At 54.5% G+C, this 26,704-nt stretch carries 17 protein-coding genes; 4 read left to right on the forward strand and 13 right to left on the reverse strand.

Annotated elements, in window-relative coordinates; translation table 11 throughout:
- Window positions 1-322: 322 nt before the first annotated feature.
- Window positions 323-1,705, forward strand: a complete 1,383-nt coding sequence (creD, locus tag QZJ86_RS14610) for a cell envelope integrity protein CreD (protein WP_301671164.1) — start codon at window positions 323-325, stop codon at window positions 1,703-1,705.
- Window positions 1,706-1,789: 84 nt separating this feature from the next.
- On the opposite strand, the gene QZJ86_RS14615 is transcribed toward creD, so the two are convergent.
- From QZJ86_RS14615 to QZJ86_RS14625, 3 genes are all read right to left on the reverse strand, one after another.
- A complete protein-coding gene (locus tag QZJ86_RS14615) occupies window positions 1,790-3,454 on the reverse strand; it encodes a methyl-accepting chemotaxis protein (protein WP_301671165.1) in 1,665 nt (554 codons plus the stop codon).
- A gap of 164 nt (window positions 3,455-3,618) precedes the next feature.
- Complete coding sequence (locus tag QZJ86_RS14620; protein ID WP_301671167.1) at window positions 3,619-8,742, reverse strand: PAS domain S-box protein; 5,124 nt, start codon at window positions 8,740-8,742, stop codon at window positions 3,619-3,621.
- A gap of 174 nt (window positions 8,743-8,916) precedes the next feature.
- On the reverse strand, window positions 8,917-10,425 hold the full coding sequence (locus QZJ86_RS14625) for a phenylacetate--CoA ligase family protein (protein ID WP_301671168.1): 1,509 nt from the start codon (window positions 10,423-10,425) through the stop codon (window positions 8,917-8,919).
- Between the two features lie 102 nt (window positions 10,426-10,527).
- Between QZJ86_RS14625 and QZJ86_RS14630 the strand changes: the two genes are divergently transcribed.
- Complete coding sequence (locus tag QZJ86_RS14630) at window positions 10,528-11,526, forward strand: MDR/zinc-dependent alcohol dehydrogenase-like family protein (RefSeq protein ID WP_301671169.1); 999 nt, start codon at window positions 10,528-10,530, stop codon at window positions 11,524-11,526.
- A gap of 73 nt (window positions 11,527-11,599) precedes the next feature.
- Here the strand turns inward: QZJ86_RS14630 and QZJ86_RS14635 are convergent, their stop codons facing one another.
- From QZJ86_RS14635 to QZJ86_RS14645, 3 genes are all read right to left on the reverse strand, one after another.
- On the reverse strand, window positions 11,600-12,415 hold the full coding sequence (locus QZJ86_RS14635) for a hypothetical protein (RefSeq protein WP_301671170.1): 816 nt from the start codon (window positions 12,413-12,415) through the stop codon (window positions 11,600-11,602).
- A gap of 395 nt (window positions 12,416-12,810) precedes the next feature.
- Window positions 12,811-13,374 carry a YgjV family protein gene (locus QZJ86_RS14640; protein WP_301938993.1) on the reverse strand — a complete coding sequence of 188 codons (564 nt, stop codon included), beginning with the start codon at window positions 13,372-13,374 and terminating at the stop codon, window positions 12,811-12,813.
- On the reverse strand, window positions 13,374-15,122 hold the full coding sequence (locus tag QZJ86_RS14645; protein WP_301671171.1) for an NAD-dependent malic enzyme: 1,749 nt from the start codon (window positions 15,120-15,122) through the stop codon (window positions 13,374-13,376). The genes QZJ86_RS14640 and QZJ86_RS14645 overlap by 1 nt, the downstream gene beginning before the upstream one ends.
- Before the next feature lie 269 nt (window positions 15,123-15,391).
- On the opposite strand from QZJ86_RS14645, the gene QZJ86_RS14650 reads away from it, so the two are divergent.
- Window positions 15,392-16,729 (forward strand): peptide MFS transporter, encoded by a 1,338-nt coding sequence (locus tag QZJ86_RS14650; RefSeq protein WP_301671172.1) that lies wholly within the window; start codon window positions 15,392-15,394, stop codon window positions 16,727-16,729.
- Between the two features lie 226 nt (window positions 16,730-16,955).
- On the forward strand, window positions 16,956-18,248 hold the full coding sequence (gene dctA / locus QZJ86_RS14655) for a C4-dicarboxylate transporter DctA (RefSeq protein ID WP_301671173.1): 1,293 nt from the start codon (window positions 16,956-16,958) through the stop codon (window positions 18,246-18,248).
- On the opposite strand, the gene QZJ86_RS14660 is transcribed toward dctA, so the two are convergent.
- From QZJ86_RS14660 to QZJ86_RS14690, 7 genes are all read right to left on the reverse strand, one after another.
- Entirely contained in the window at window positions 18,245-18,586 is a 342-nt protein-coding gene (locus tag QZJ86_RS14660; protein ID WP_301671174.1) for a hypothetical protein, read from the reverse strand. The genes dctA and QZJ86_RS14660 overlap by 4 nt on opposite strands.
- A gap of 12 nt (window positions 18,587-18,598) precedes the next feature.
- Window positions 18,599-19,129, reverse strand: coding sequence for a GNAT family N-acetyltransferase (locus tag QZJ86_RS14665; protein WP_301671175.1), 531 nt, complete (start codon window positions 19,127-19,129; stop codon window positions 18,599-18,601).
- A complete protein-coding gene (locus QZJ86_RS14670) occupies window positions 19,126-19,911 on the reverse strand; it encodes a PhzF family phenazine biosynthesis protein (RefSeq protein ID WP_301671177.1) in 786 nt (261 codons plus the stop codon). The genes QZJ86_RS14665 and QZJ86_RS14670 overlap by 4 nt, the downstream gene beginning before the upstream one ends.
- 390 nt (window positions 19,912-20,301) lie before the next feature.
- Entirely contained in the window at window positions 20,302-22,086 is a 1,785-nt protein-coding gene (locus QZJ86_RS14675) for a sigma-54-dependent Fis family transcriptional regulator (protein WP_301671179.1), read from the reverse strand.
- Between the two features lie 28 nt (window positions 22,087-22,114).
- Window positions 22,115-24,763: a hybrid sensor histidine kinase/response regulator gene (locus QZJ86_RS14680; RefSeq protein ID WP_301671181.1), complete on the reverse strand. Its 2,649-nt coding sequence runs from the start codon at window positions 24,761-24,763 to the stop codon at window positions 22,115-22,117.
- A complete protein-coding gene (locus tag QZJ86_RS14685; protein WP_301671183.1) occupies window positions 24,760-25,218 on the reverse strand; it encodes a hypothetical protein in 459 nt (152 codons plus the stop codon). The genes QZJ86_RS14680 and QZJ86_RS14685 overlap by 4 nt, the downstream gene beginning before the upstream one ends.
- Window positions 25,215-26,345, reverse strand: coding sequence for a hypothetical protein (locus QZJ86_RS14690; protein ID WP_301671184.1), 1,131 nt, complete (start codon window positions 26,343-26,345; stop codon window positions 25,215-25,217). The genes QZJ86_RS14685 and QZJ86_RS14690 overlap by 4 nt, the downstream gene beginning before the upstream one ends.
- Window positions 26,346-26,704 lie beyond the last annotated feature (359 nt).

Below are 26,704 nucleotides of genomic sequence, written 5' to 3' on the forward strand. Positions count from 1 at the left end.
AAACAAATCAGTTTTCTAAATTGCGGCATAATTAGGTGGTTATTATCTTATTTTCATTTTTTACCATTGCTATTTATAGCGCTAATGACCGCTGTTGCTTTCGTAACGGTCGCGCATTTACCCCATGCATATGACCGGATTTGGCCGAACTGAGCCTTACAAAAGAATTTAACCCCATCCTAGATAGAAAGCCTCAGTGTAATTAAATTTCTTCCCTCCTCGTTTTCCGCAAACTTCACCCCCGCTTCACATTCCCCTCATCGTCCGCTCACCGGGAGGGCGCAAGCTATGCCGCGTTCGTTAACCTTCCTGGAGAAACACGATGCAAAGCAAACTGTGGCACAAAATCCTGATCATGCTGGCGCTGACCGTGGCGCTGCTGATCCCGATCAATATGATCAATAATCTGGCCGGCGAGCGGGAAAACCGCCAGTTGCAGGTCGTCAACGACATTGCCGCCAGTTCCGCCGGGCCACAGAAATTATTCGGCCCGCTACTGGTGGTACCGTATAGCGAGCAATGGACCGAAATCGCCGAAACTCGCCGCGATAACGCGCCGATACGCGAGTCGGTGCAACGCGTCGAGAACCGTTATTTGTATTTCCTGCCGGAACATCTGAACATGGCCGGCGAACTGGCGACCGAGACCAAGCAGCGAGGCTTGTTCGAGGTGCGCTCCTATGTGCTGAACGTCAGCGTCAAGGGCGACATCAAATTACCGGGCGGTTACGGCAAGCCTCAGCCGCTGCACGGCGGTCAAATCGAGTTTGGCGCGCCTTACGTCGGCGTGGCGCTGTCGGATATGCGCGGCGTGCTGCAAGCGCCGGGGCTGGAATGGGCCGGCAAGACTTATGCGTTTGAACAAGGTTCGGCGTTGCCGCTGGAAGATGTCAACGGCATGCACGCCACGCTGGAGGAAATGCCGGTCGAATTCGGCGCGATCAGCTTGCCGTTCGCCTTCAACCTGAAACTGCGCGGCATCGAGTCGCTGGATTTTGTGCCGGCCGGCAAGCAAACCAGCGTCGAAATTAGCTCCGCTTGGCAACATCCCAGTTTTTACGGCCGCTTCCTACCCGATCCGCAAAGCCAGCAAATCGGTGCGGAAGGTTTTCATGCGCTGTGGACGGTCGATGCGCTGGCATCCAACGTCGCCCAATCCCTGAACAAGTGCCGCACTATCGCCGCATTCGACAGCTTCGGCATCCGCCTGATGGAGCCGATCAATATTTACTCGCTGTCCGACCGCGCCACAAAATATGGCTTTTTATTCGTCTGCCTGACTTTCGCCGCAATCTTTTTGTTCGAAATCCTGAAAAATCTGGCGATTCATCCGGCCCAATATGCCTTGGTCGGACTGGCCTTGGCAATGTTCTTCCTGCTGTTGTTGAGCTTATCCGAACATCTGGATTTTTTGGTCGCCTATCTGTTGGCAACCGCCGCCTGCGTGAGTTTGATCGGCGTTTATCTGAGCGCGGTGTTGCATAGCAGCAAACGCGGTTTCAGCGCCTGCGGCTTGCTAGCCGGCTTGTTCGCCAGCCTTTACGTGCTGCTGGAATCGGAAGACAACGCGTTGATGTTGGGTTCGCTGTTGATGTTTGTATTGCTGGGTGTCGCGATGCTGAGCACCCGCAAACTGGATTGGTACGGCCTTAACCAACCGGCAGCGGCCGATGCCAACGATCAAGCGGCAACGACAACGTCATAAGCCGCCGTCAGCCGGAAGCAGCGGATCGCCCCGCTGCTTCACCATTCAATTGAAACGATCGATACGCCGCCGGCTCATATCCAATCAGGCTGCAGCCGGCGATACTCGAAAACCGGCGATAGAACGGCTCAGTTCCTGGGCCGCATCGCGCAACTGGCCGGCAGATTCGTTCATGTGCCGCGCGGCGCCACTGGTTTCTTCTGCGGATACCGAGATACGTTCCATATGCTGGGCGATCTCGGTACTGGCCGCTTTTTGCGCATTGACCGACCAAGCGATGTCTTCGACGCCCTGGCTCGACTGTTCGACCGAATCGCGCGCCTGGTTCAACGTTTGCTCGACTTCACCCGCCAAGCCCGAACTCACCGCTATTGAGGTCAAACCGGCGTCGATGGCGAAGCGAACTTGGGCAGTTTGTTGCATGATGGATTTGGCCACACTGTCGATCTCCAATGCGGAGCCGCCCGATTTCTCGGCCAGTTTGCGCACTTCGTCGGCCACGACGGCAAAACCACGGCCTTGCTCCCCGGCGCGAGCCGCTTCTATCGCCGCATTCAGCGCCAGCAGATTGGTTTGGTCGGCTATCTCCCGCACTTCCTTGGTCATCGACGTAATCGCACTGGCACTGCGCACGAACTGTTCGACGGCAGTCGCCATATCGGACACTCTGGCTTCAATTTGACGGATTTCCGCGACCAGTTCGGCCACCTTCCGGCTGCCTTCATGGGTATTGGCGACACTTTGATGAGATTTGGTCCGGACATCATCGGCGGTGTCCGCTACGGTTGCGATCGAAACAGTCAATTGCTCGACCGCCACGGCGTTGCTGGCGACCGATTCCGACTGCTCATCCGCCGTGGAATGTAACACTTGGGCGGTATCGGCCATGTCGCTGGCCGTCAAATTCACCATCTGTGCGGAATTTGCCACCTGACCGACCAACACCTGCATCTTACCGATCATCGCGTCGAAGGCTTGGGCCATATTGCCGATCTCGTCCTCGTGATCCAATGCCGCTCGACGCGTCAAATCACTTGAACTGGCGATCATGGTCATGGTTTTTTCGAGATGCTGGACGGGCTTAGTAATCGATCCGATCACAATCCTGGCCAAAATAATCAGCGCCACCATCGCCACGGCTAAAAAGGCAGCCAGCCCCATGCGGACCGCATCGTAGATCGCTTCTGCCGCACGCTGTTCGCGCTCTGCGGTTTCCGCCGCTATCTTGCCGATTTCAGCCACCAGCGCATCAATCATCTGGGTAGGATTACGATCGATGCCTTTGACCAGTTTATCCACCACACTGGCCGGATCGGCTTGATTGCGGTCATAAGACTGCAGCGCCAAACGGTAGGCGGGACCGAGTTTCTGGAACTCGGCAATGGTCTCGTCGACTTTCACCCGGTCGGCCACCTCCAACGCAACGATGACGCCCTTGAGCTTATTCAACCCGTCCATCACTGCTTTCTCCTCCTTATCAAAACCGGCCAGATATTTGTCATAACTGGCCGGTTCCTTGCCGCGCAGCAGCACATTCTTCCATTCCTGAACCTGGATCTTAAAGCTAACTTGGGCTCCTCGCGCCAAGTTGACCGTCTCCAACAGTTTTTGATGGGTGCTAATGGCACTGGCCAGTTGTGAATCAAGACGACTGGCCTGCCAAGCTGAAAATCCGCCGACGCCCAGCACGGTGACTAGCGCAATGGAGGCTAGCAGGAAAAGCTTGGAACGAATGCTAAGATGCTTCATGTACTGTCCCTTACAATAGACAAAAAAATAAACGCGTGACTTGAGTATATTTAAGCGCACCGCATGCGACTCCAGCAAGCTAACAGCCCAAAAGATTCCCCACTGCAAATTCCAAACGGAAAAAGTATTTTCGACTTTTTAGCTGCCCGCGCCTGAACGAAGACTTACCCGTTTGACGATATTCCAGCCAAACGCTGTTGCAAGGCGGTTAATAGTGTCACGGCTCGATCGATGTTAAACACATCGATCTGGGCGGCGATCTCGTTCATACCTATTTCGAATTCCCCACCCGCCAGTCCGGTGCATAATTCGGTCACCAAGGAATCGGCGGCGCCCAAATCGGTTGCCAATGCCGCTATCAACAATGTCACCTTACTGAGCGCCGTTTCACGAGATAACGGTCCGCAAGCCTGGACTTTGGGTGCCGGTAACAGACTATCGATGTCGCTAATCACTTGCCTCAATAACTCGCCAAACTGCTCGAGCGCCTCAGAATCAGGCGGTTGCTGCTGCTTTAGCAATCCATCGATATTAGCGACGCATTCGTAAAGCGCATGCGCGCCGAGATTACCCGCTACGCCCTTCAACGAATGACAAAAATGTTCCGCAGCCACTAACGCGTCCGCCTGCAATAACTGCTGCAATTCGCCGGCGGCATTGGCATAGTGCTCCCGAAAGCGCTTGAGCTGTTTACGATAAGCCGCCTCCTCGCCGCCGATCCGGCGCAAACCGTCTTTAACTTGCAGGCTTTGCAGCTGTAACAGTTCCGGCGAATAGCGCCGATCGGCCACTTGCCGGGATTTCACAAGGCCGTGTTGATTTAATTCGGTGGCCGACACGGGCAACAACCATTTGGCTAGACAGGAAAACAATCGCTCCGGCTCGACCGGTTTGGTCACATGGTCATTCATGCCGGCCGCCTGGCTTTCCTCCGCATCGCTAGCCATCGCCAGCGCGGTCATCGCGATAATCGGTAAACTGGCATAGCGCTCGCCGCCGGGTTTTTCGGCCAAGGCGCGAATCCGCCGCGACGCTTCCAGGCCATCCATCACCGGCATCTGAATATCCATCAACACACCGTCGTAGGATTGGCGCTGAATCATGGCCAGCGCCTCTTCGCCGTTCACCGCCTCGTCCGCGTCGATCTCGACGCTGTGCAATAACTCGATGGCAAACTCGCGATTGATGGCATTATCTTCCACCAGCAATAGCCGTTTGCCGGCAAAATTAGGCGCGGAGGTTAACTGAGCCAGCAACGGCTCGCCAGCTTGCTTGTCAAGTATCCGCCCACGTCCCAATACCGACAGCATGGTATCCAGCAACGCAGACGGCGACACGGGTTTGATCAGGAAGCCGTCCACCTCTGCCTGTTTCGCCGCCAGCATCACATCTTCACGCCCGTAAGCGGTGACCATGATCACCTTCGGTTGCGGCACAATCGAGCGATTGGCATGGATACGCAAGGTCGCTTCGTCGCCGTTCATGCCTGGCATGCGCCAATCCATCAATACCAGATCGAAGGCCGGCTCGGCCGTGGTTTCCAGCAGATGAATGGCGGACGCGCCATCGGCGACAACACCGACCTCCAGCTGGAAAAAGCGCAACATTTCGGCCAGGATTTCCCGCGACACCTCGTTGTCGTCGACTATCAGTACCCGAACGCCTTTCAGCAGCGATCCGGTTTGCGCATACAATTCGCGCCGATGCGCCTCGGCATGCTGGGCAATTTGCAGTTGCAGCGTGCAACAAATCGTCGTGCCTTTGCCGGGCTGCGAATCTTCGATCCAAATATGCCCGCCCATCAGTTCCACCAAATGTTTGCTGATAGCCAGCCCCAGCCCGGTGCCACCAAAGCGCCGCGTCATCGATTGATCGGCTTGGGTGAACTTCTGGAACAAACGGCCGCGCAGTTCCTCATCCATGCCCAGGCCGGTATCGCGGATCGAAATCTGCAAAGTCGCCACGCCATCCTGTTCGCCTAGCATCCTCAGCGCCAATTCGACCTCGCCCTGCTCGGTAAATTTAATGGCGTTGCCGCAAAGATTCAGCAAGATTTGCTTTAGGCGCAACGGATCGCCCAACAACGTCGAGGGGATATTGACGTCGTAACGAATTAAAAACTCCACGCCTTTTTGATCGGCCTGCAGGCCTATCGTATCGGTGAGCTGCTCTATCACACCATCCAGGGTAAACTCCGTGGCTTCGAATTCCAGCTTACCCGCCTCGATCTTAGAGAAGTCCAAGATGTCGTTAATGATGCCCAGCAAGGAATGTGCAGCACTCTGGGCCTTGCTTAAATGATTGTATAAGGTGGCCGGCAGCTCTTGCTTCAGCGCCAGATACAACATGCCCAAGATTGCATTCATCGGCGTGCGAATTTCATGGCTCATATTCGCCAAGAACTGGCTCTTCGCCACGGTGGCCGCTTCGGCGTCTTGACGGGCGCGCTCCAGTTCCTGGGTACGCGCCGCTACCAGTTCCTCGAGATGATGGCGATAGGAATCCAGTTCCGCCGCCGCGCGTTTTTTCTCGGTGATGTCTTCTTTGATGGCCAGATAATGGCTGATCGTGCCGTCGGACTGCCGTACCGGCGTGATGCAGGCCCATTCTATGTATTCGCTGCCGTCCTTACGGCGGTTGACCAGCTCGCCGGACCAACTATTGCCCTGATTCAGCGCCGCCCACATCTCGTCAAAACAAGTTCGACTGGTTTTTCCCGATTTCAGAATACTCGGATTCTTGCCGATGACTTCCTCGCGGCTGTAACCGGTGACCAGACTAAACTGTTGATTGATATATTCGATCTCGGCATTCAAGTTGGTAATGACGATGCTGTTGGGGCTTTGCTCCACGGCCAGCCAAAGTTTGCGCAATTCGACTTCGGCCTGTTTGAGTTCGGTAATGTCGGTGATCACCGCCACCCGGCAACTGCGATCGGAAAACCTGATGTCGTGCGACCGGCCAATGATGTCGATAACCGAGCCGTTTTTCAGGATGTGTCGCCATTCGCCGACATTGGCATAGCCCTGCAGTCTAGCCGCCAACATCGTAATCGCGTCGCGCTGCTGTTCCGGATAAAGGTCGGTTAATCGCAGCGCCAGCGCTTCGTCCTGACTGTAGCCATATAAGGCAGTAAAGGCATCGTTGACCGCCACCAGCGCCAGCGAGCCGCACTCATAGATCAGCATCGGCGCCGGATTTTGGGCGAAAAGATGCCGGAACTGCTGCTCGATCTGCTTACGTTCGGTGATATCCGACCAAATCAGCGAAAGGTGCTTGCGCCCCCGAATCTCGATCAGCTGTAAACTGACATGAACGTTACGCAACGAACCGTCCTTATGCCGGCGCAAGGTATCGAATTGCGCGGAACCGACCCGCATAAAGCGCGCTATCATGCTGGCGATCGTACCGGCATCGAATTCGCCTTGAATGTCTGGTAAACGCAAATGCGCGAATTCTGCGCGGCTGTACCCCAAATGTTGACAAGCGGCGTCGTTGAATTCGATGAATTCCAAGGTTTCCGCATCGATTAAGGTAATGGCATCGGTTGCCTGCGAAACAATTGAGCTGAAAATCCGCTCGCGATTCCTGGCTCTTTCTTCGGTGGTCCGGCGTGAGACGAAACTACTCAGCCGCTCGGCCACCGCTTCCAGCAGCATGCGTTCCGTACTCGGAGACGGCTCTATCCTCTGCCCCCCAGGCGCTTGCCGATAGGCGACTGTCACGAGACCGAGCGCAACACCCTCGCTAAAAATGGGTTCGCTTTGCAGCCCATCCGTATCGAGCAAGTAACCGGTGCGACTACTATAGTGACGACCATCCCATTCAATCCGGGCGACGGTTGTATCCGGGTCAACCCAGCCCAGCGGCAACAACTCCACGACTGCCTGCATCACATCGGACAATGGTTTTTGCAAATCTTCGGTCGCACGGAATACCGCATGCAGGCATTTCTGTTGCTTGATACGCTCGCCCAAGGCGATCTGTACTTCGCGTAGCTGGGTAATGTCGCGGGCCATGCTCAGTACGCCGATCAGCTTGCCGTCTTGGGTATTCACCGGCGTTTTGATCGTTTCGTAAAGCGCGGTATGGCTGCCGTCGGCATGGCTTAACCATTCTTGCCGACTAATGGGTCTGCCTTCGGCCATGGCCCTCAAATCATGTTCGCGGTCGGCATCGGCCTGTTTGGTTGCAACAAAATCATAATCGGTGTTGCCGACGATATGCGCCTCCGTGGTGCCGCGCAATGATTCGAAGCTTGGATTGCACAGCAAATACACGCCCTGGGGATCTTTTAACCAGACCTTATCCGGCATGGCCTCCAACAAGGTCCGCAACAACTCTTCCCGGTCTCGCAAGGTTTCCAGCGCCTGCTGGCGTTCCGAAAAATAACAGGCCAAGGCCATGCCGACCACCGACAATGTCACCATGAAAAACCAGTAGTTGATCTCATGATTGTCTCCCAGGCTGGGGTCGATGAATCCCAGGCGCTGGTGCACCAATCCGAACATCGCCTGAGCGGCAGTCATCACTAAAATCAAGGTGGTGGCGCGACTACCCAGGCGGACAGCGGCCCAACTGACAAACAAAAATATCCAATAACTTTTAGCGTAACTGCCGATGCTGTCGTGAAACCAATCGACGAACACCAACTGACCGACTAGAAAATTCATCGCGATAATCAGTAGGGCTTCGCCGAATTGTTGAACGCTTTTAAATTTGCACGAATTGTTGATCCAAACCAAAATCAACGGCGTGATTAAAATGACGCCGAGGGTATCGCCCATCCACCAATACAGCAGGCTGGAAAGGAATTTTTCCTGGCCGATAATCCCGGCGTTGAGTAAAGTCGCGGTGCCGATCAGCGCCGTCAGCGAACAGGCCAGCACCCCGCCCAAACTTATCAACAACAAATAATCGCGCAGCGTTTGCAAGGATCGATCGAAATTCCGAACGCCATGCAACAGCCAGCCGCCCAACCACGCGCCCGCGGTACTGCCGGCCGAAATCGTTATCGCGGCCAGCCATGCCTTGCCTTGCCACAAATTCAACGTCAGAGCACCCAGTAAAATAGCCCAAACGTAAGTTCGCCCGCCTTGCAAGATGGCCGCCAAAGCCAAGCCACTGGCAATGAAAAACACACTGGCGCTGCCGTCTGGCGCGAAATACAACAGTGCCAATCTGGCGGTCAATGCGTAAAGTCCGGCGACAGCTATCCCTAGCAGCCATGATGGCAGCGATTTAGCGACGCTAAAATAATCCTTGCCTGTCGAGTGTCGCGACTGCATGATCGATTCCTAGTGATTACCCATATTTTTAAGGCTTTCCAAATATTCGAACGACACGGGTTACAAAGTCCTTACCATACAGACCGGCAATGACTCTAGTTTGCGGAAACGGCAAAATCATTTTCAGCGCTTTCCTTAACGAAAAAATCTCTAGCATTATTCCTCCCGTGCCTGTCATCGCCGAGTATATCGATGCTTCACACCCACCGGAAAATATTCACTATCCGCAAACGCATGCAAGCTAATTTTTGGCAATTGCCGCTCGGCTGGCGTGTAATGGGCGAATTCGCTGTTTAAGCGTAGCAGTTGTTCGCGGATAGATGCCGCAAGCGCCGGCGCCATCGAATCGTTCGCCGCGACGCCCGGCAACAGTTCCACGGCAATATGCAGATATTTATCGCGGTCTTCGGTTTCCTGGATTTGCAGCACGAACTTACCGGTCACCCAAGCCGAAAATTCCGGCTGCTCCAAACCTACCGTCACGTTTTCCGGATAAATATTGGCGCCGTAATAGGAAACGGTGAAATCCGCCCGGCCGAACACGTAAACAAACGGCAGCTGGCGCGCTTGAAAATCGCTATCCAAGCCTAACTGACTAAGCGATTCCACACCATGTTGTTTCAGGAAATCCCAGATTTGCCCGAAGCTGAGCACTCCGCCCTTATCGGCAATATGATAGCGCAGCAACGGCACGCTATTTTCGCCGGACACCACCAAAGTATCGTCGTGCATTTCAAAGAAACGGCTGCGAGGGTCGTATTGCACCAGGGTCGGCAAACGCGATTCGCCGAACAGCTCCCGCGCGGCCTCCGGCCGTTGCGCCAGCCAACGCCGAATCGCGATGCTGAAAGGCGTTTCGTTGCCCAATACCCCGCCGTCGGCTGTACCGTATAACGATGCCGAATCGAAACACACCGCTTGCGAGCCGATGCGTTGCGCCAATAGAGCTCGCCATTCCTCGCTGAAGACTTCACCGGCGAACACCAGCTTAGGCTTAAAATCGGACCAGACGATGCCTTCGCCGGTACCGGCATCGATCACATCCTTGATAAACGGCGGATACCCCAACAGCACCGTCTGCTCGAAATGCGGCGCCAACTCGCGCACTACCCGAAAGATTTCGGCTTTATTGTTACCCGGCGTCGCTACCATCAACGGATAGCCCTTTCGGGTCAAATGCCAGCAACAAGACGTGGTAAACAAGCCGCCCACCCAATTGCCCAACGCGAAGCACACCACTGCCAAGGTGCTGCGCTTGTCGGCTTGGAAACTGTCTTTAAACACTTGCTCGAAGCGCACCGCCACATCCAGCTCGTAAGCCGCAGACCGCGGCCAAAAAGTCGGCTGCCCGGTAGAACCCGACGATACCGCGACCCGATCCGCACCGCTTAGACTGCCGCCGAAACAACGCGCCGGCAAGAGGTAGGCCTGCATATAATCCGCCTTACCCATCAACGGCAGGTTTTGAAAATCCTGGTAGCTATCAATCCGGGCAGGATCGATCCCGTGGGCTTGCAAAAATTGCCGGTAAGCCGGGACCTCCACCGCGCAGCGTTGAAATAAGGCCAGAAATTTTTCTTCGGCACTAACGTCTTGCTGCGGGACCAATAGCGCATCCAATGGTGTGGCAAGAAAGTGCTGAAAAGCGTCCGCCGGACTAGCAGGTATCGTCGAATGTGTCATGGCAAGCCACCTGAAAAATGCTTGGAAATGATTAAAGGTATACTCTGACGCCGGATTTGTTGTAAACAAATAATCTTAACCTGACGCTTTCCCAGTCTGCCCATGCAAGCCCTGACTTTAAACCATGTTTTAGCCTATCGCAGCGATATGCCACTCCCGGAGCTGGCCGACGGCGAAGCCTTGATAAAACTGCATTTGGCCGGAATCTGCTCGACCGATCTGGAGTTAGTGAAAGGTTATGCCGGATTTTCCGGCATCCCCGGCCATGAATTCGTCGGCACGGTAGTTACCGTTGCCGACGACAAGCACAACGACTGGTTGAATCGGCGCGTGGTGGGCTCGATCAACATCGGCTGCAATGTCTGCGATATCTGCCGCCGCGATGGCCCGGCGCATTGTTTGAACCGAACAGTGCTAGGCATTCGCAACCGCGACGGCGTGTTCGCCGATTACTTTAGCCTGCCGGTGCGCAATTTGTACGCGGTGCCGGATGACGTATCCGATCAAGCGGCGGTGTTTACCGAACCGCTGGCCGCCGCCGTGCGGATCATCGCCCAAATCGAAACACTGCCTATCGTTGATATTGCCGTGGTGGGGCCGGGCCGCTTGGGTTTATTGATCGCCAAGGTACTTAGTCTGGCCGGATACCGAGTAACCGTGTTGGGGCGCTCGGCAGCGTCCTTGGCATTGCCGCAGCAATGGCAGCTGGCGACCGGCCTGGTTGCCGATATAGCCGATAACCGTTTCGACTGCGTCGTCGATGCCAGCGGCCAAGCCGCCGGCTTTGCCCAAGCCTTGCGCATCGTCAAACCACGCGGCACCTTGGTGCTGAAAAGCACCTTCGCGGCAAACGAAGCGGTCGATATGAGCAAAGTGGTGGTGTACGAAATTAATATCATCGGCTCGCGCTGCGGCCCGTTCGCGGACGCGTTAGCGTTGCTGGGAGCGAACAAACTGCCTGTGGAAACCATGATAGACGGCTGTTATGCCCTGGAAGACGGACCGGCGGCATTCGAGCACGCCGCGCGAACCGGCGTCAGGAAAATCCTGTTACAGCCAGAAAAACTGGCTGCCAGCAGCATGCCGGAAATAGGTCAATAAACATTTCTCCGATTACGCTATCGCCAATCGGAGAAATGCGGGCTGAAATGCCTGGGCTGAGGATTGTTTACTTTTAAGCGCTTAGTGTCGATTTGCGGCGAGTCAAACTCAATAGGCATGCGCCTGCCGACAGAAACAGCCAGACTGCGCCCGGCAAAGGCACCGAGGAGACTGGGATACCGATTGGCATGATGGGTTGCATGGTACCGAGTGAGGCGCTAGCGCGGCTATCCGCCAAAAAATCAAACTGGTCACCGTGGCTGACTAGCAGGGCCAGATTCAGCACCCCGGCCAGATGGACGGGCGAAGTACCGGTATTTCCGCTGTTGAGATTGAGGGAGCTGTTGGCAGAGAAAAATTCAGAATGTGCGTTCGAACCGGTTCTTTGTGCGAAGAAATCGACACCAGCCGTTGCTGAATTATTGAAGGTTGAGCTAGCGTCGGGCACTAGTGCGGCATCAAGGCTGTAGTGCATCGAAAAAACCAGCAAGCCGTTGCCGGTTACGTTAAGGCCGCCGGAACGGTAACTGGTTGCCCCGGCGTAATCGGCGGAATTAGTGACCAGCGCCGACGCATGTAATGTGGTGGCATCGGCACCAGCCAGTGCCTGTGTGGCGGTATTTCCCGCCGTCTTGTGCAATGAAGTGCTCCAGTCGGCGCTGCTCTGGTAAACATTGGCCGCTTGAGTCATAGCTATTACCGACGAGAACTGGTTGCTCCAAGTCACACTGGGCGCGGCGCCTGGACCCAACGCATAAGCCTGAACCGAAAATGAACTCCAATCAAACGTTGCCTCGGCACTGGCGTAAGGCCCAACCACAGTCGCCTCGGCATTGCCTGTCGTCATTCCCAGAAAAACCAGGATAAACAATTTTTTTCTTATCGCCATCGTTAATACTCCAAAAACACAGGATTAGCGCTCATTTTGAGCCAAGGGCATGAGCAGCGGCTGGACGCCATAAAAACGGCGTCCATAAAAACACACGCGAAACAGCTATCTGTTTTGTTACCAAAATATCACGGAGATATGACTGTTGTGTGACTGTAATATTAAATGCCACCGACGCAGTTAGTAAATTCACCACACCTTACCCCTGGTTTTGGGCGGCGTTTGCCATTCGCAGCTTCATTGAATCCGGCGAGATATGGCCGTATCACCCCGAAAAAAGCAAATTATCGCTTGCCGGCTTTTATTCCCTTTCGCACATCAATTGGCCCTTCCATCATCGAAACCGGATTTGATATATTGATGCCGATTTCCAAATTGACCAACACGCATGCCGCTCAACCTAAACCCCGGTCGGTAAACAGCTTGCGAATCGTCCGCAAATTAATCCCCATCGCCACACTTTCCGCCAACAAGGCCGGCCAGGCTTGCCAGTAATAGTCGTTGGCAATCCAGGCCACGCTGGACACCAGCAACGCGATGCGCATGTTCCGATTCCCCAGATAAAACAATGCCAAGGTAGTATTGATCACCGCAAAGGCCGGCAGCAGCGAAATCCAGCCTTGCCAGGAAACCAGGGTCAACGTGCTAAACAACGCCAAAAATCCGGCCGCCGCCCAATGTTTGTACAGTCCTTTTACCAAGTGGCCGGAAAGCAAAGTCCGCACGGCGGTGCTCGCCATTGTCAAACCGGCGGTCCACGCAGCCAACAATAGGTATTGGGCCGCCCACAATACCGCGCCGGCCGCCGACCAGCGCCGAAACGCCCGGCCACTGGGCAGACAATACGCGCGCCATTCCACCAGGATGCCGACCCCGCCGATCAGATAAGCCAGGGTTTGTGCATCCACAGACCCGATCAATCCCCCGGCCTGTTGTAAAGCGAACCACACTGACTCCATCAAGCCCTAACATCCTCGAGCGCCGCCGCATATTTGAACGGCAAATGCCGGGCCTGCCAGAGATGGGCTTTGACATAAGCCTGCAAATCGACGCCTTGCAAATCCTGACGGGTAGCGGAGCCATCCTTCAGCGCTTTCGCCAACACCCTGGTAGCAACCTGCAAACTGACGGCTTTCAGATCGGCGATGGGCGGGAAGATCAAACCGGCTTCGAAACAATTTTGCGCTATGTAATCGGCCAAGGCATAAGCCGCTTCCAAGACCATTGCATCGCTGATGCGGCAGCATTCGCCCAGTACCGCCGCCACCCCCAGTCCCGGAAAGACAAAGGCATTATTGCCCTGGCCTATCGGATAAGACCGGCCTTGATAGAGCACATCGGCCGATGGACTGCCGGTGGCGACGATGGCCCTGCCCTGTGTCCATTTCAAGATGTCTTCCGGCCTTGCTTCGCAATTGGCGGTGGGATTGGATAAAGGGAAAATGATCGGACGCGGATGATTTTCGGCCATGGTTTTGACGATCGCTTCGTCGAATAATCCGGCCACGCCGGTCAATCCCAACAACACGCCGGGCTTGGCGTGGCTAACCACCTCCAACAGATTGGGCACCCTGTCGTCCGGAATATCCCAATCGTGATAACTCTGCTGGGTATGCGCGAGCGGCAATTTGTAGGTTTCGATGGTGGCTTCCTTCACCACCAAACCGTGGGCATCGATGATGAAAATCCGTTGCAGGATCTGTTCCATCGTTAAACCTTCGCGCAGCATGCCTTTCTTGATCGCGCTGGCCACGCCAAAGCCGCCGGCGCCGGCGCCGACTACCACCACGGTTTGCTCGGCAAGGGTTTCGCCCTTTTGCCGGCAAGCCGACAGCAAACCGGCCAACGCTACCGCGCCCGTGCCTTGAATATCGTCGTTGAAACAAGGCAACTGGTCTTGATATTTCGCCAGCAAATCAAAAGCCACATGCTTGGCAAAGTCTTCCCATTGAATAATGGCTTTGGGCCAGGTGGCCTTGACCGCATTGACGAATTTATCGACCAATTCGAAATAGGCTTGGCCATGCAAACGCTTATGCCGCGCTCCCAGATAGAACGGATCATCCAACAATTCGGCGCGATCGGTACCCACATCTAGATTGACCGGCAAGGTTTGAAACGGACACAAACCGCCGCCGACTGTGTACAGCCCCAGCTTGCCGATACAAATCGCCAGGCCGCCCATGCCCTGATCGCCGATACCGAGAATCGACGACGAATCCGTGACCACGATCATCCGAATATCGTGCCAGGGATAATTTTTCAGTATGGTTTCGGCGCTATCGATATTGGCCGACGAAAAAGTCAGGCCGCGGCTACTGGTAAAATTTGAGCTGAATTGCTGCACCGCCAAACCGATGGTCGGGGTATAGACGATGGGCACCATTTCTTGCAAATGCCTTTCCAATAATGCATAAAACAACACCTCGGAACGATCCTGTGCCGCGCGCAGAAACTGATATTTGGCAATATCGTCGGGTTGTTTTTGGTAATTGGCATACAGTCTAACCAGCTGATGCTCCAGATCGGTCACATAGGGTGGCAATAAACCGTCAAGACCCAGTTCGATGCGCTCCTGCTCGGTAAACGCGGTACCTTTATTGGTCGCCGGCAACCTGAGCAGCGTCACGCCTCGAATCGAAACCTCCACATAGTTATTCCCGTCCGCATCGAACCGGTAATCGAAATAATCGCTTAGCGTTGTCATAGAGGTTCCTTGAATAATTTGAATCGACATCGTTTTTCCGAACGAACGATGCCGAATAGCGCCGCACACGGCGCCAAGCTTCTTTATAACAGCCAATCCGGCGAATCGATAGCCGGCAAAGCCCTGAACAGACAATTTTTTTGGCACTCATGCATAAGGTGTTACAAGTCGGTGCGTTTATCGAGGGTTTACAGTCAAAATGCCCCAGCGTGGCGCTTATGAGATGATGGTTTAAAACCAGTCCCGCCAACTTAACAACGCTGTTCAACGTGAATCAAAAAAACCTGTTTGGCCACCCCGTTGGCCTGTTCGTGCTGTTTTTCACCGAAATGTGGGAGCGCTTTTCTTATTACGGCATGCGCGCCTTACTGGTGCTCTATCTGACTCAGCACCTGATTCAAGCGGCGCAAACCGACACCAGCGTGTTTGGCTTTAGAGCGCTCCAAAGCGGTTTGGAAAGCTGGTTCGGACCACTATCGACTCAAGCTTTGGCCTCGCAAATCTACGGGCTTTACACCGGCCTGGTGTATTTCACGCCCTTATTCGGCGGCATTTTGGCCGACCGGATATTGGGACAACGCCAATGCGTGATACTGGGCGCGTTGTTGATGGCAATCGGGCACTTCCTGATGACCTCGGAAGCATTTTTCCTGTGGGCGCTACTGTTCTTGATTCTGGGCAACGGCTGTTTCAAACCCAATATCTCGACCCAAGTCGGCAGTTTATATCCGCCCGGCGACCCGCGCCGCGACGGCGCTTTCACTATTTTCTACATGGGCATCAACCTGGGAGCGTTTTTCTCGCCCTTGATCTGCGGCACCCTGGGCCAACGCTACGGCTGGCATTACGGTTTCGGCGCCGCCGGCATCGGCATGCTGCTGGGCTTGCTGGTGTATCTGTGCGGTCAAAAATATCTGGCCGCCGATCATTTCGACCGCAAATTGCTCGATACCGCCGAACCGGCGCCGCTAACCGTCAAGGAATGGCAGACGATAACCGGGCTGCTGGGATTGGCGGTACTCAATATTCTGTTCTGGGCCGTGTACGAACAACAAGGCAACACCCTGCAACTGTTTGCCGAACACAATACCGACTGGCAGGTTTTCGGTTGGGAAATGCCATCCACCTGGTTTCAATCCTTCAATCCGGCGTTTATTTTTATCCTGGTTCCGCTGATCAACGTTTTATCGGCGCGGCGCAAGGGTGCGATGTCCAGCATCGGCAAAATGGCCATCGGCGCCGGCTTGCTGGGCGCTTCGTTTCTAATACTGATTTTTGCGATCGATGGCCTGCAAGCCGACGAAAAAATCAGCTTTCTATGGCTGGCGCTATGCACCTTGATTTACACCTTGGGCGAGCTGTATCTGTCGCCCATCGGCCTATCGCTGGTCAGCAAGGTTTCGCCGCCGCGACTGGCTGGCATGTTGATGGGCGTTTGGTTTTTGTCTACGTTTTTCGGCAACTACCTGTCCGGCTACATCGGCAGTTTTTACGAAACCATGCCGAAACAGGATTTTTTTATGCTGCTGGCGATGTTGGCTGCTGCAACCAGCCTGGCCATCTATATGCTGAAGTCCTTGCTGAAAAAGGCGATCGGGTCGGTTTGAAGCGTCCGTTTTAGCGCAGTTTTGTCATTGCTCTATAGGGAACGTCTAAAAATTCCCTCGCCCTCCGGGATAGGGTTGTGGTGAAGGCGTCAACAAACCGAATTTCGATTTGCAAAAGGGATATACCCGGCGTCGTTTAATTCGGAGCCTGGTATTAAGCCTTGCCCTGTCGACGGCTTTCGACGATAGTTCGCCCTCGCTTGGCCCATCGATGTCGTGAATAAACATGAACCCGCAAAACAGCTCCCTGCATCAATCCGCTAAACCCAGTCCCGCAGCCCGGCTCTATCTATGGGTGTTGCTGGCAATTGTCGCCGGCGGCTTGTTCGGCTATCTGGACGCCCAACACGCAGTGACGCTTAAGCCCATAGGCGACGGCTTTATCAGCCTGATCAAAATGCTGATAGGGCCGGTGGTGTTTTGTACCATCGTGCTGGGCATCGCCGGCGCCGACGATATGAAGAAAGCCGGCCGGGTCGGCGTGAAAGCCTTGCTGTATTTCGAAATTGTATCCACCTTCGCACTGGCCTTGGGCGTGCTGGTCGCCAATCTGACCAAGCCCGGCCAAGGTTTTAACGTCGATCCGGCCACGCTGGATGCGCAAGCGGTGTCAGGTTACGTCAAGCAGGCCAGCCAGCAAAGCACTGCCGATTTTCTGCTGCATATTATTCCCAAGACCTTTACCGACGCCTTCACCGGCTCCGGCGATCTATTGCAAGTGTTGCTGGTTTCGGTGCTATTCGGTTTTGCTTTGCAACAGATGGGCAACGCCGGCAAATCGGTCTATCTGTTCATCGAAGAATGCTCGCATATCTTTTTTGCGATGATGAACGTGATCATGAAACTGGCGCCCTTCGGTGCCGGCGCGGCGATGGCGTTTACCATCGGCAAATACGGTGTGGACGCCCTGAAACCGCTGGCCGCGCTGATGGGCAGTTTTTATCTGACCTGCGGGCTGTTCATCATCGTGATTCTGGGCAGCATCGCGGCGCTGACCGGCTTCAATATTTTTCGGCTATTGCGCTACATCAAGGAAGAAATGTTGATCGTGCTGGGCACTTCGTCGTCGGAATCGGCCTTGGTGCCGCTGATGAACAAACTGGAAAGATTGGGCTGCTCGCGCTCGGTAGTCGGCCTGGTGGTGCCGTCCGGCTATTCGTTCAACCTGGACGGCACCAACATCTATCTGACCATGGCTGCGCTGTTCGTGGCTCAGGCTTTGAATGTCGATTTAAGCCTAAGCCAGCAATTGACGCTGTTATTGGTGGCGATGCTGACCAGCAAAGGCGCATCCGGGGTAACCGGCGCCGGCTTCATCACCTTGGCGGCAACCTTGACAGTAGTGCCAGCCGTGCCGGTGGCCGCATTGTCGTTGATCCTGGGTATCGACCGGTTTATGTCGGAAGCGCGGGCCCTGACCAATATCGTCGGCAACGCGGTGGCCACCATCGTAATCTCGCATTCCGAACGAGAACTGGATAAAACGAAAATGCATGCCGAATTGACTGCCAAGTCTTAGCCCTCCCCATTGACTAAAGCCTTGACCCGCTCGCCAATCTCAATCGGCTCGGCATCCGCCGCAATGCAGACCGACGCATGCCCCCAGTCAGTGGGCAGCACGAACTGGAAAAAGTGCCCATAGCGCACCACTAAATAATCCAGGCCGCCGCAGTCGATGTTGCCGCGTTGCTCGGCCAATTTCAGCAGGGTCGGGTTAACCAATAACTCTTCGTATCGGTCGCTTTCGGCACTGCTGGCCGACGCCAAGCCGGCTTTAACCCGCGACTGAAGCTGGCCGTTCCGATATACCGCCACATAACGAATACTCTCGGACAGGCTGAAAATACTATCTATCATGCTGTTTTTTGTTTATTGATCTGACGACAAATTTGCATAGTTTTCGGCGAACTTGCCGGAATCGACCCCGCGCGTGAAGAATACGCTATCCACCGCCATCACCGGGAAGCTTGCCGGCAAATCGGTCTTGGCAATTTCGGCAAAAGCATGCTTACGGTAAAAATGCTGAGCGGCGGTAAATTTCTCGGTGGTTCCCAAATAAATTTCCCGCAGGCGTTTGCGTCGGCTCCAAGCCAGCAATTCGGCCAACAAGTTATCGGCGACACGATACGGTTTACCGCGCATGGGCGCGGCGACAAACATTTTCCGCAAGGCGGCTTGTTCGTTGCCTATATCCAATAAACCGATGCTGCCGACCACCACGCCATCGTCCAGCGCCACCCAGAAATTACCGGCCCCGTTTTGATAAAACGCCGGAATTTCTTTCAAATCCGGCTGCTCGTGCAAATCGATGGCCAGGCCGAATTCCCGTTGCTGGATCGGCAGTATCAAATCGACGACGCCGTCTTGGTAGACCGGAATGAAAGGTACGATGTCTATCATAAGCAATCGATCTCGCCGCTGATTACTGTGACGGCACTGCCGGCCAGCAAAACGCGCTCGCCAAGCAACTGGCATTCGATCGTACCGCCACGCCGGGAAATTTGTTTACCGATCAAGTGCTCTCGCCCCAAGCTGTCCGCCCAAAACGGCGCTAGCTGGCAATGCGCCGAACCGGTCACCGGATCCTCGTTAATGCCTACTTTCGGCCCGAAGAAACGGCTGACGAAATCGCAATCTCGCCCGGCCGCCGTGACTATCACGCCGCGCAAATCCAAAGTTTTCAACGCAGCAAAATCCGGCGTCAACTTTTTGATGTCGTCTTCGTTGCTCAATAGCACCAGATAGTCGTCAGCTGCCCAGACTTCCAAGGGTTGGCAGCCCAATGCCTCGGACAATGCCGCCGGCGGTTCTAGGCAAATCTCGGGCCGGCTGACCGGAAAATTCATCAGCAATCGGCCATCCTGGCGAACCACCAGCAACACGCCGCTCAAGGTATGAAACACCACTTCCCTACCCGAAAAATTCAGATGCTGGAAAACCACGTGCGCCGCCGCCAGCGTAGCATGACCGCACAATGGCACTTCCGTGGCGGGCGTGAACCAACGTAGATGAAAGCCGTCAGCGAACGGCACTAAAAACGCGGTTTCCGACAGATTGTTTTCTTCAGCGATAGCCTGCAACAAGGCGTCTTCGGGCCATTGCTCTAGCAGACAAACTGCCGCCGGATTGCCGGTAAACGGCCGCTCCGCGAAGGCATCGACCTGATATTGTTTAATTTTCATAGTTTGGATTTAGAAAAGATTTAACGAAAACCTGTTTTTCGAGGCAAGGCATCCTGCCAGAGGCTGCTTTTTTGGGCTGAAATTCTAACATTATTTATACGCCGCCGAAAAAGTTTACCGGTCCGCGAAAGCGCTTGTTGGCCAACCAGGCTTGGAAGACATTAGCCCGCCGTCTGTCCGATCAGGTGATCGTCGATGTCATGAGCGGCTTATCGATACAAATATTTTCGGCAATTACTTTACGCCAAGCCTTCCCAAACTCATAAATACAAAAGAAACAAATCGCTCGGGCGCTGCGGCCAGCGAAAGACGAGCAAGAATCCTGCATTTGACCAGGCTCGCGGCAAACCCGCTCGGCAAGCGAATATTCCGGCCACGCGCCGCCATTGATTACGCCGGCTTGCTGATGCCTAGTTTTTCCATGCGCGAACGCAAGGTGGTCGACGGCACTCCCAGGATTTTAGCCGCGCCCTGATTGCCGGCAATGCGCCAGGATGTCGCGTCCAGGGCTCTGAGAATATGCGCGCGTTCGGCTTCGTCCAAGGTGACGATCGGCGACGCGGCTTGCGGGGCCGCACTCATCACGTTGACGCAATCGACGCTGGCCAGTTGCGAGCCCTTGGTCAGAATCACCGCGCGTTCGATGATGTGTTGCAACTCGCGAATATTGCCTGGCCAAAAGTAGCTTTGCAGATCGGACATCATCCGTTCCGGAATCGACTGAATTTTTTTGCCAAACTTTGCCGCGTATTTATCGATGAAATGTTTGACCAGGAACGGAATGTCTTCCTTGCGCTCGCGTAGCGGCGGCAGATTGATCGGAAACACGTTCAGGCGATAATACAGATCGGCCCGGAATTTACCCTGCTGAGAAAATTGCGCCAAATCCCGGTGAGTCGCGGCAATCACCCGCACATTACAGGTCAAGGTCTGGGTGCCGCCAACCCTCTCGAACTCGCCTTCCTGCAAGACTCGCAACAGTTTGGCTTGCATCTCCAGCGGCAATTCGCCGATCTCGTCCAGAAATAATGTCCCGCCGTTCGCCAGTTCAAATCGGCCCAGCTTACGGGCAATCGCACCGGTAAAAGAGCCTTTTTCGTGACCGAATAATTCGCTTTCGGCCAGATTCTCCGGAATCGTCGCGCAATTCAACTTGACCAGGGTTTTGTCCTTGCGCGTGCTGAGATTATGAATCGCCCTGGCGATCAATTCCTTGCCTGTGCCGGTCTCGCCGGTGATCAACACCGTGGCGTCGGTATCGGCCACTTGTCTGACCAGTTCCATGGCCCGATGCAATGCCGGCGAATTGCCGATCAATTCCTCGCCGTCGCGGCTGGCCAGCACTTCCTCCTGCAGATAGAGGTTGATGCCGCGCAGGGTATTGCATTCGGCTTCCGCTTGCTGGCGGGCCTTGCGCTCGTTAATGTCGCGCAGTATTAAGATATACAGTTGCTGACCGGTAGTTTCGACGCGGGAAATGGTCGCTTCGATCGGAAAACTTTCGTCGTCGGCTCGCACCGCCGTCAAGCCTTCACTGACCCAAATGGCCTTGTCGGCGGGAAAGCCGTTGCGAAAGTTGATCAGGGTTTTGTAGAGTTCAGGCGATAGAAAGCAGTCCACCGACCGGCCGATCCGGTCCACGGCCTTGCAACGGAACATCTGCTCCGCGGCCGCATTGAACAGCATGATCTTGCCCGATTCATCCAGGGTCATGATCGCATCCATGGCGTTTTCGAAAATGCGCGACAGCCGCTCTTCTTTCTCTTGCAGCTCCAGTTTCAGTTTTTGCAAGGTCAGATGGGTTTGTACGCGCGCGATCACTTCCTCGTATTGAAACGGCTTAGTGATGTAATCGACCGCCCCGACTTGAAAGCCTTTCAATTTATCGGCGGTATCCGCCAATGCGGTCATGAATAACACCGGAATATCGCGAGTCGACGGAATGGCTTTCAAATGCTCGCAAACCGTAAAGCCGTCCATGCCCGGCATCAACACATCCAGCAAGATCAGGTCGGGCAGATGCGCCACGGCTTGCACCAAGGCAATTTCCCCGGTTTCCGCGCACAGCACTTCAAACCCGGTCTCATCGACCAGCCCGGCCAATTCTGCCAAATTGACCGGATTATCGTCCAGCATCAATATCAACGGTTTATCGCGCTGCCGCTTATGCGTCATGCCTGCTCCCTAAAATAAACGAAACTAATCATTCTTGAAATTCGTTCAAGTAATCCTGAATGGCGGGCTCGAGCCGGACAATCGCTTGCTGAAGTTGGTCGTAACTGGCGGCCGCTTCGCTGAAAATCGCCTGCTGGCCCAGGGTTTCCAGTTGCTGGGCAATATTGCCTAATGCGAACGCGCCAATGCTGTTAGCGGAGCTTTTCAAGGTGTGGGCGGCCAGTCTCAGCAAATCGGCATCCTGGCGTTGGATGGCATCGTCGACTTCATTCAATAGCTTGCCTGATTGCGCCTGAAACAAGGTCATCATTTTGCATAACATCTGCTGTCTGCCTCGCACCCGGTCCAGGGCTTGCTGCCAATCTAGGGCCGGCTCGGCCTCCTCCACTATAGCCACGCTGTCGCTATTGTCTTGATCTGGTTCCGTCATATTCCAGCACTCCACGATGGCCAATAAATCCTGCTCTTGAAACGGTTTGGCGATGTAATCGTCCATCCCCGCCTCCAGACACCGTTCCCGATCGCCCTTCAGCGCATGCGCGGTCATCGCGATAATCCGCATATGTTGTTGGGTTTCACGTTCTTTGGCTCGAATGGCCCCGGTCGCCTGAAAACCATCCATCACCGGCATTTGCACGTCCATCAAAATCAGATCGAACGCTTCGTTTGCCTGCAAATCCAGCGCCTCTTGGCCGTTGTTGGCGACCCTAACGGTATGGCCGCGTTCTTCCAGCAACACCACGGCCATATATTGGTTGACCGGGTTGTCCTCCGCCAACAAAATCTTTAATCGCCGCGTCGGTGCAAACGGGGCCAAAGGCAGACTAGCGACCGGTCTTGCTTCGGCCTTACTCAAGGCCGATTGAATGGCGTTCCACAATTCCGAGTGTTTGACCGGTTTACGCACATACAGATTAATCCCCAAATCCCGGCAGCGTTCGGAATCCTCGGGCCGGTCGGCGGACGACAACATCATGATCGTCACCGGCTCTATGCCTTGATCTTCTCTAATCTTGTGGGCCACCATGAAGCCATCCATGATCGGCATCATCGCATCCAGCAACACCAGCGCATAGCTATCGCCGCTGGCGGCCATGTCTCGCAAGGCTTCAATCGCCGCCTCGCCGCTATCCACGGTGGTCGGGATCATGCCCCAATGGCTCAAGGTTTCGGCAAAAACCCGCAGATTGATGGCATTATCGTCCACGATCAACACCGACAAGCCCCTGACGTCTTTCACCGGCAAGGCGGCAACGTCCGACTCGCTCTTGGTATAGCGGTCGAACAACGCGGTAAAGGAAAAAATGCTGCCCTTATGTTCTTCGCTTTCCAGCGTTAAATGCCCGCCCATCAACTCGACTAAGCGCGCAGAAATCGACAGGCCCAATCCCGTGCCTCCAAACTTCCGAGTCGAAGAGGCGTCGATTTGGGCGAAGGCTTCGAAAATCAGTTGTTGCTTATCGGCTGAAATACCGATGCCGGTATCGCTGACGGCGATATTCAGGCGTACTTGATTTTCGTCTATTACTTCGGGTTTAACCTGCACCACGATTTCGCCATGCTGAGTGAATTTGATCGCATTGCCAACCAGATTGATGATGACCTGATTCAAGCGACCGATATCGCCGACCAAATCGTCCGGTGTGGTCGGATCGATGCGCAACATCAATTCCAGGCCCTTTTCGTGGGCGTGACTCGCCAGCAGTTTTAGCGTATCGCCGAAGCTATCGCGTACCTTGAAAGGGGCGTGATCGAGTTCGAGTTTACGGGCCTCGATTTTGGAAAAGTCCAGAATATCGTTGACGATGCGCAGCAAGGCATCGGCGGAACTATTGGCCATGGCCAGGAATTCGCGTTGCTGCGAGGTCAGTTCCGTACGCAAGGTCAGCCCGATCATGCCGATGATGCCGTTCATCGGCGTACGGATTTCATGGCTCATATTGGCTAGGAACTCGCCTTTCGCGCCGGCGGCTTGCAAGGCCGCATCACGGGCCGAGAGCAGCGCTTGGCGCATTTTCTCCAGATGTTCGGCCAAGGCCGCCACTTCGGTGATTTTAGTACCGGGGCTGAATTTGCCGGTGTGATTGCCGGCGGCGATTTGTTCCGCTTCATCGCGCAAACGTTCCAGAGGCCGGACCAGCTTACGTCCGAACAGCCCCACCACCAGCAAGGATACGCCCAGATAAACGGCGACAAAATAAACGCTACGCTGGTAGATCGTGACAATATCCTGCTGGATCTGCCGTTCGTCGTAGCCCAAGCGCAGCATCGATAAGGAACCATCGTCGGGATTGGCGATCGGCACTGCCAGAAAATAAATATCGTCGTCATGCTCGCCGAAAAAAAAGTCCTCTTGAAATTGCTGCTTGGCGTTCAATTCGATGTCGGCGCTGATATTGCCGCGTTCAGTGGCGATTTCGGCAAACGCCAGCCGGCCATTCAGCAGAAACTCGCCCAACAATTGTTGCAGTTCGGCGTCGTTGGCCCGATTCAGGCGAGGCGCGACCAGATTGCTGAACAACAGCGCGTCGGAGCGGACGTAATTGACGAACTGCGCCTCCAGGCTAGGCTTTATCACCCGATAAATCCCGAACAACAACACCGGGATCAACAGCAGATGAATGCCCACCACCGCCAGGATCATTCGACCGTTAAAACTATGAAAAAACCGATTCATTCCAGAGCTCCCTGCCATAACATGTTGACTGTTTTAATACCTTGATCGGCCCTGACCTGATCCTCCCACAAATAAGTGACGGTGCCGGGATGTTGCTGTAACGCGGCCACTAACTGATTCAGATCGTTAAAACTCTCCGGCCGCTTGCCACCCAAACGAAACACCACCGATAAGGTTTGATTTTCGTAGGTGTTGGCGGACATAAAAGCCACTTTTTGCAGGAATACCTCGAAGATCAGCGGGTCGCTGATATTCAACAGCGGTATCGGGTGCTCGCCGCCCTTCTCCAGCGGCACGCCGAGAAATAACTTTCTGGCCTCTTGCACAGTCAAGGCCGGTATCGACGACGCCGAGCTGGTGGCCAATACCAGAGAATGCCGGGTGATGGCCCACAGACTCTGCACACCGAGCAAAAACAGCAAGCCAAGGACACCCAACGCGCGGACGATTCTCATGGAAATACCGCGCTCCATTGAAACATCACTTGGCCGAAGTGATCGTCGCGCAGATGGTCTCGCGAAGCTTCAAGCTTTAAGGCCATGTTGTGATTGACTTGATAGCGCACGCCGCCCAGAAACCTATCCTCAACGAATTTGGGAAACATCGCCAAATACGGGTCGTTGCTGGCGCCGAAGGTGCCTTCTACCCTGCCGACCAAGGTCCAGCGCGGATGTAGAGCCCATTCGACTTGGCCGTAAGCGCTGAGAAAATCATCGTAGGCTTTAGCGCCCTGCGGACTTTCCAGGCTGTTATTGACGTAGACCACTTCGCTTAACAGACGCACCGAGTCGATTTGCTTGTTGGCATAGGCGCTGGCGACGAATTGATTGACGTTCTTAACGCTCAACTCGTCAGAGTGGATTTGGTTGTAAGCCCCGGAGACGCCGAACTCATCTATGCCGTAGCTGACGGGTTGATAACCCAACCGAAACGATGCACTGGGCCGATGCGAGCCGCCCGGCTCGATCAGATTGAACGCTTCCAAACCTTTATTGATTTGCGGACCAGCCCCCGCGCCGACCGTGTAATACACCCCGGCCTCACCAAATTGGCGAACACCTTCCCATAAAAACCCGGTTAAATGATTCGGTATCACTCCGCCGGCGGTTTCGAAGGCCATGATGCCTGGCCGGCTGATGGTGGTTTGCAGAAAGGCGCCGTGATGAAACTGCATGTTCCAATAACCAATCGGGTTATGAAAACGTCCTAGCCAAAGGCTGGCGTCCTCTCCCACATGCACACCCAATTGAAATCGCTCCAGATTATGGGTTTTGGTGCTGACCAGCCATTCGCCCAGAAAACGAAAGCGTTGATAATCGGCAGTGTAAAACACATTGATGGCCGGAATGACCTCACTGTTACTCAGTTTTTTTCTAGGTTCCTGGTCATATCGAACGATGCCGGTCACATCCGGAAACAGCAGAAAATCACCCGGCAATCCGCTTGAATCATGAATCGACATATGGCCCATGTGGCCGGCGGCGAAAGCCATGGCGGGAATGATCGGCGTTAGACCAATGAAAAAAAAAGCGACGGCGCCGCGCAGTATCTGAATGATGGCTGAATAGTCTGGTTGCCGCATGCTTGCTCTCTAGCATTTGATCGGTAGGTACGGACAATACCTAGTAATAGAACTGATTATCCCAATGCAATTTAGCGAAATGTATCACATTTTTTTGACCCAATGACGACATTTCGTAAATGCTACGAAATACAGTGCGGAAATCCGCAATTTCTTGTGCGTTATTTCACTGGTCTCGCGCAAAGTCACCTCATAAAATCTTTATCAAATAAATAGTTAAATAATCTATGCAGTCCGAAGCTCTAAAGTGGCATCGATATTGCCAAAGATAAAGCACATCTCCTCTCGACAAGGGCAAAAAACCACCCGTGAACCGAGAGCATCATTTCCACTTAATTATCGATTGTGAGGCGACTACC

Source organism: Methylomonas montana (genome assembly GCF_030490285.1).
Classification (GTDB): domain Bacteria; phylum Pseudomonadota; class Gammaproteobacteria; order Methylococcales; family Methylomonadaceae; genus Methylomonas; species Methylomonas montana.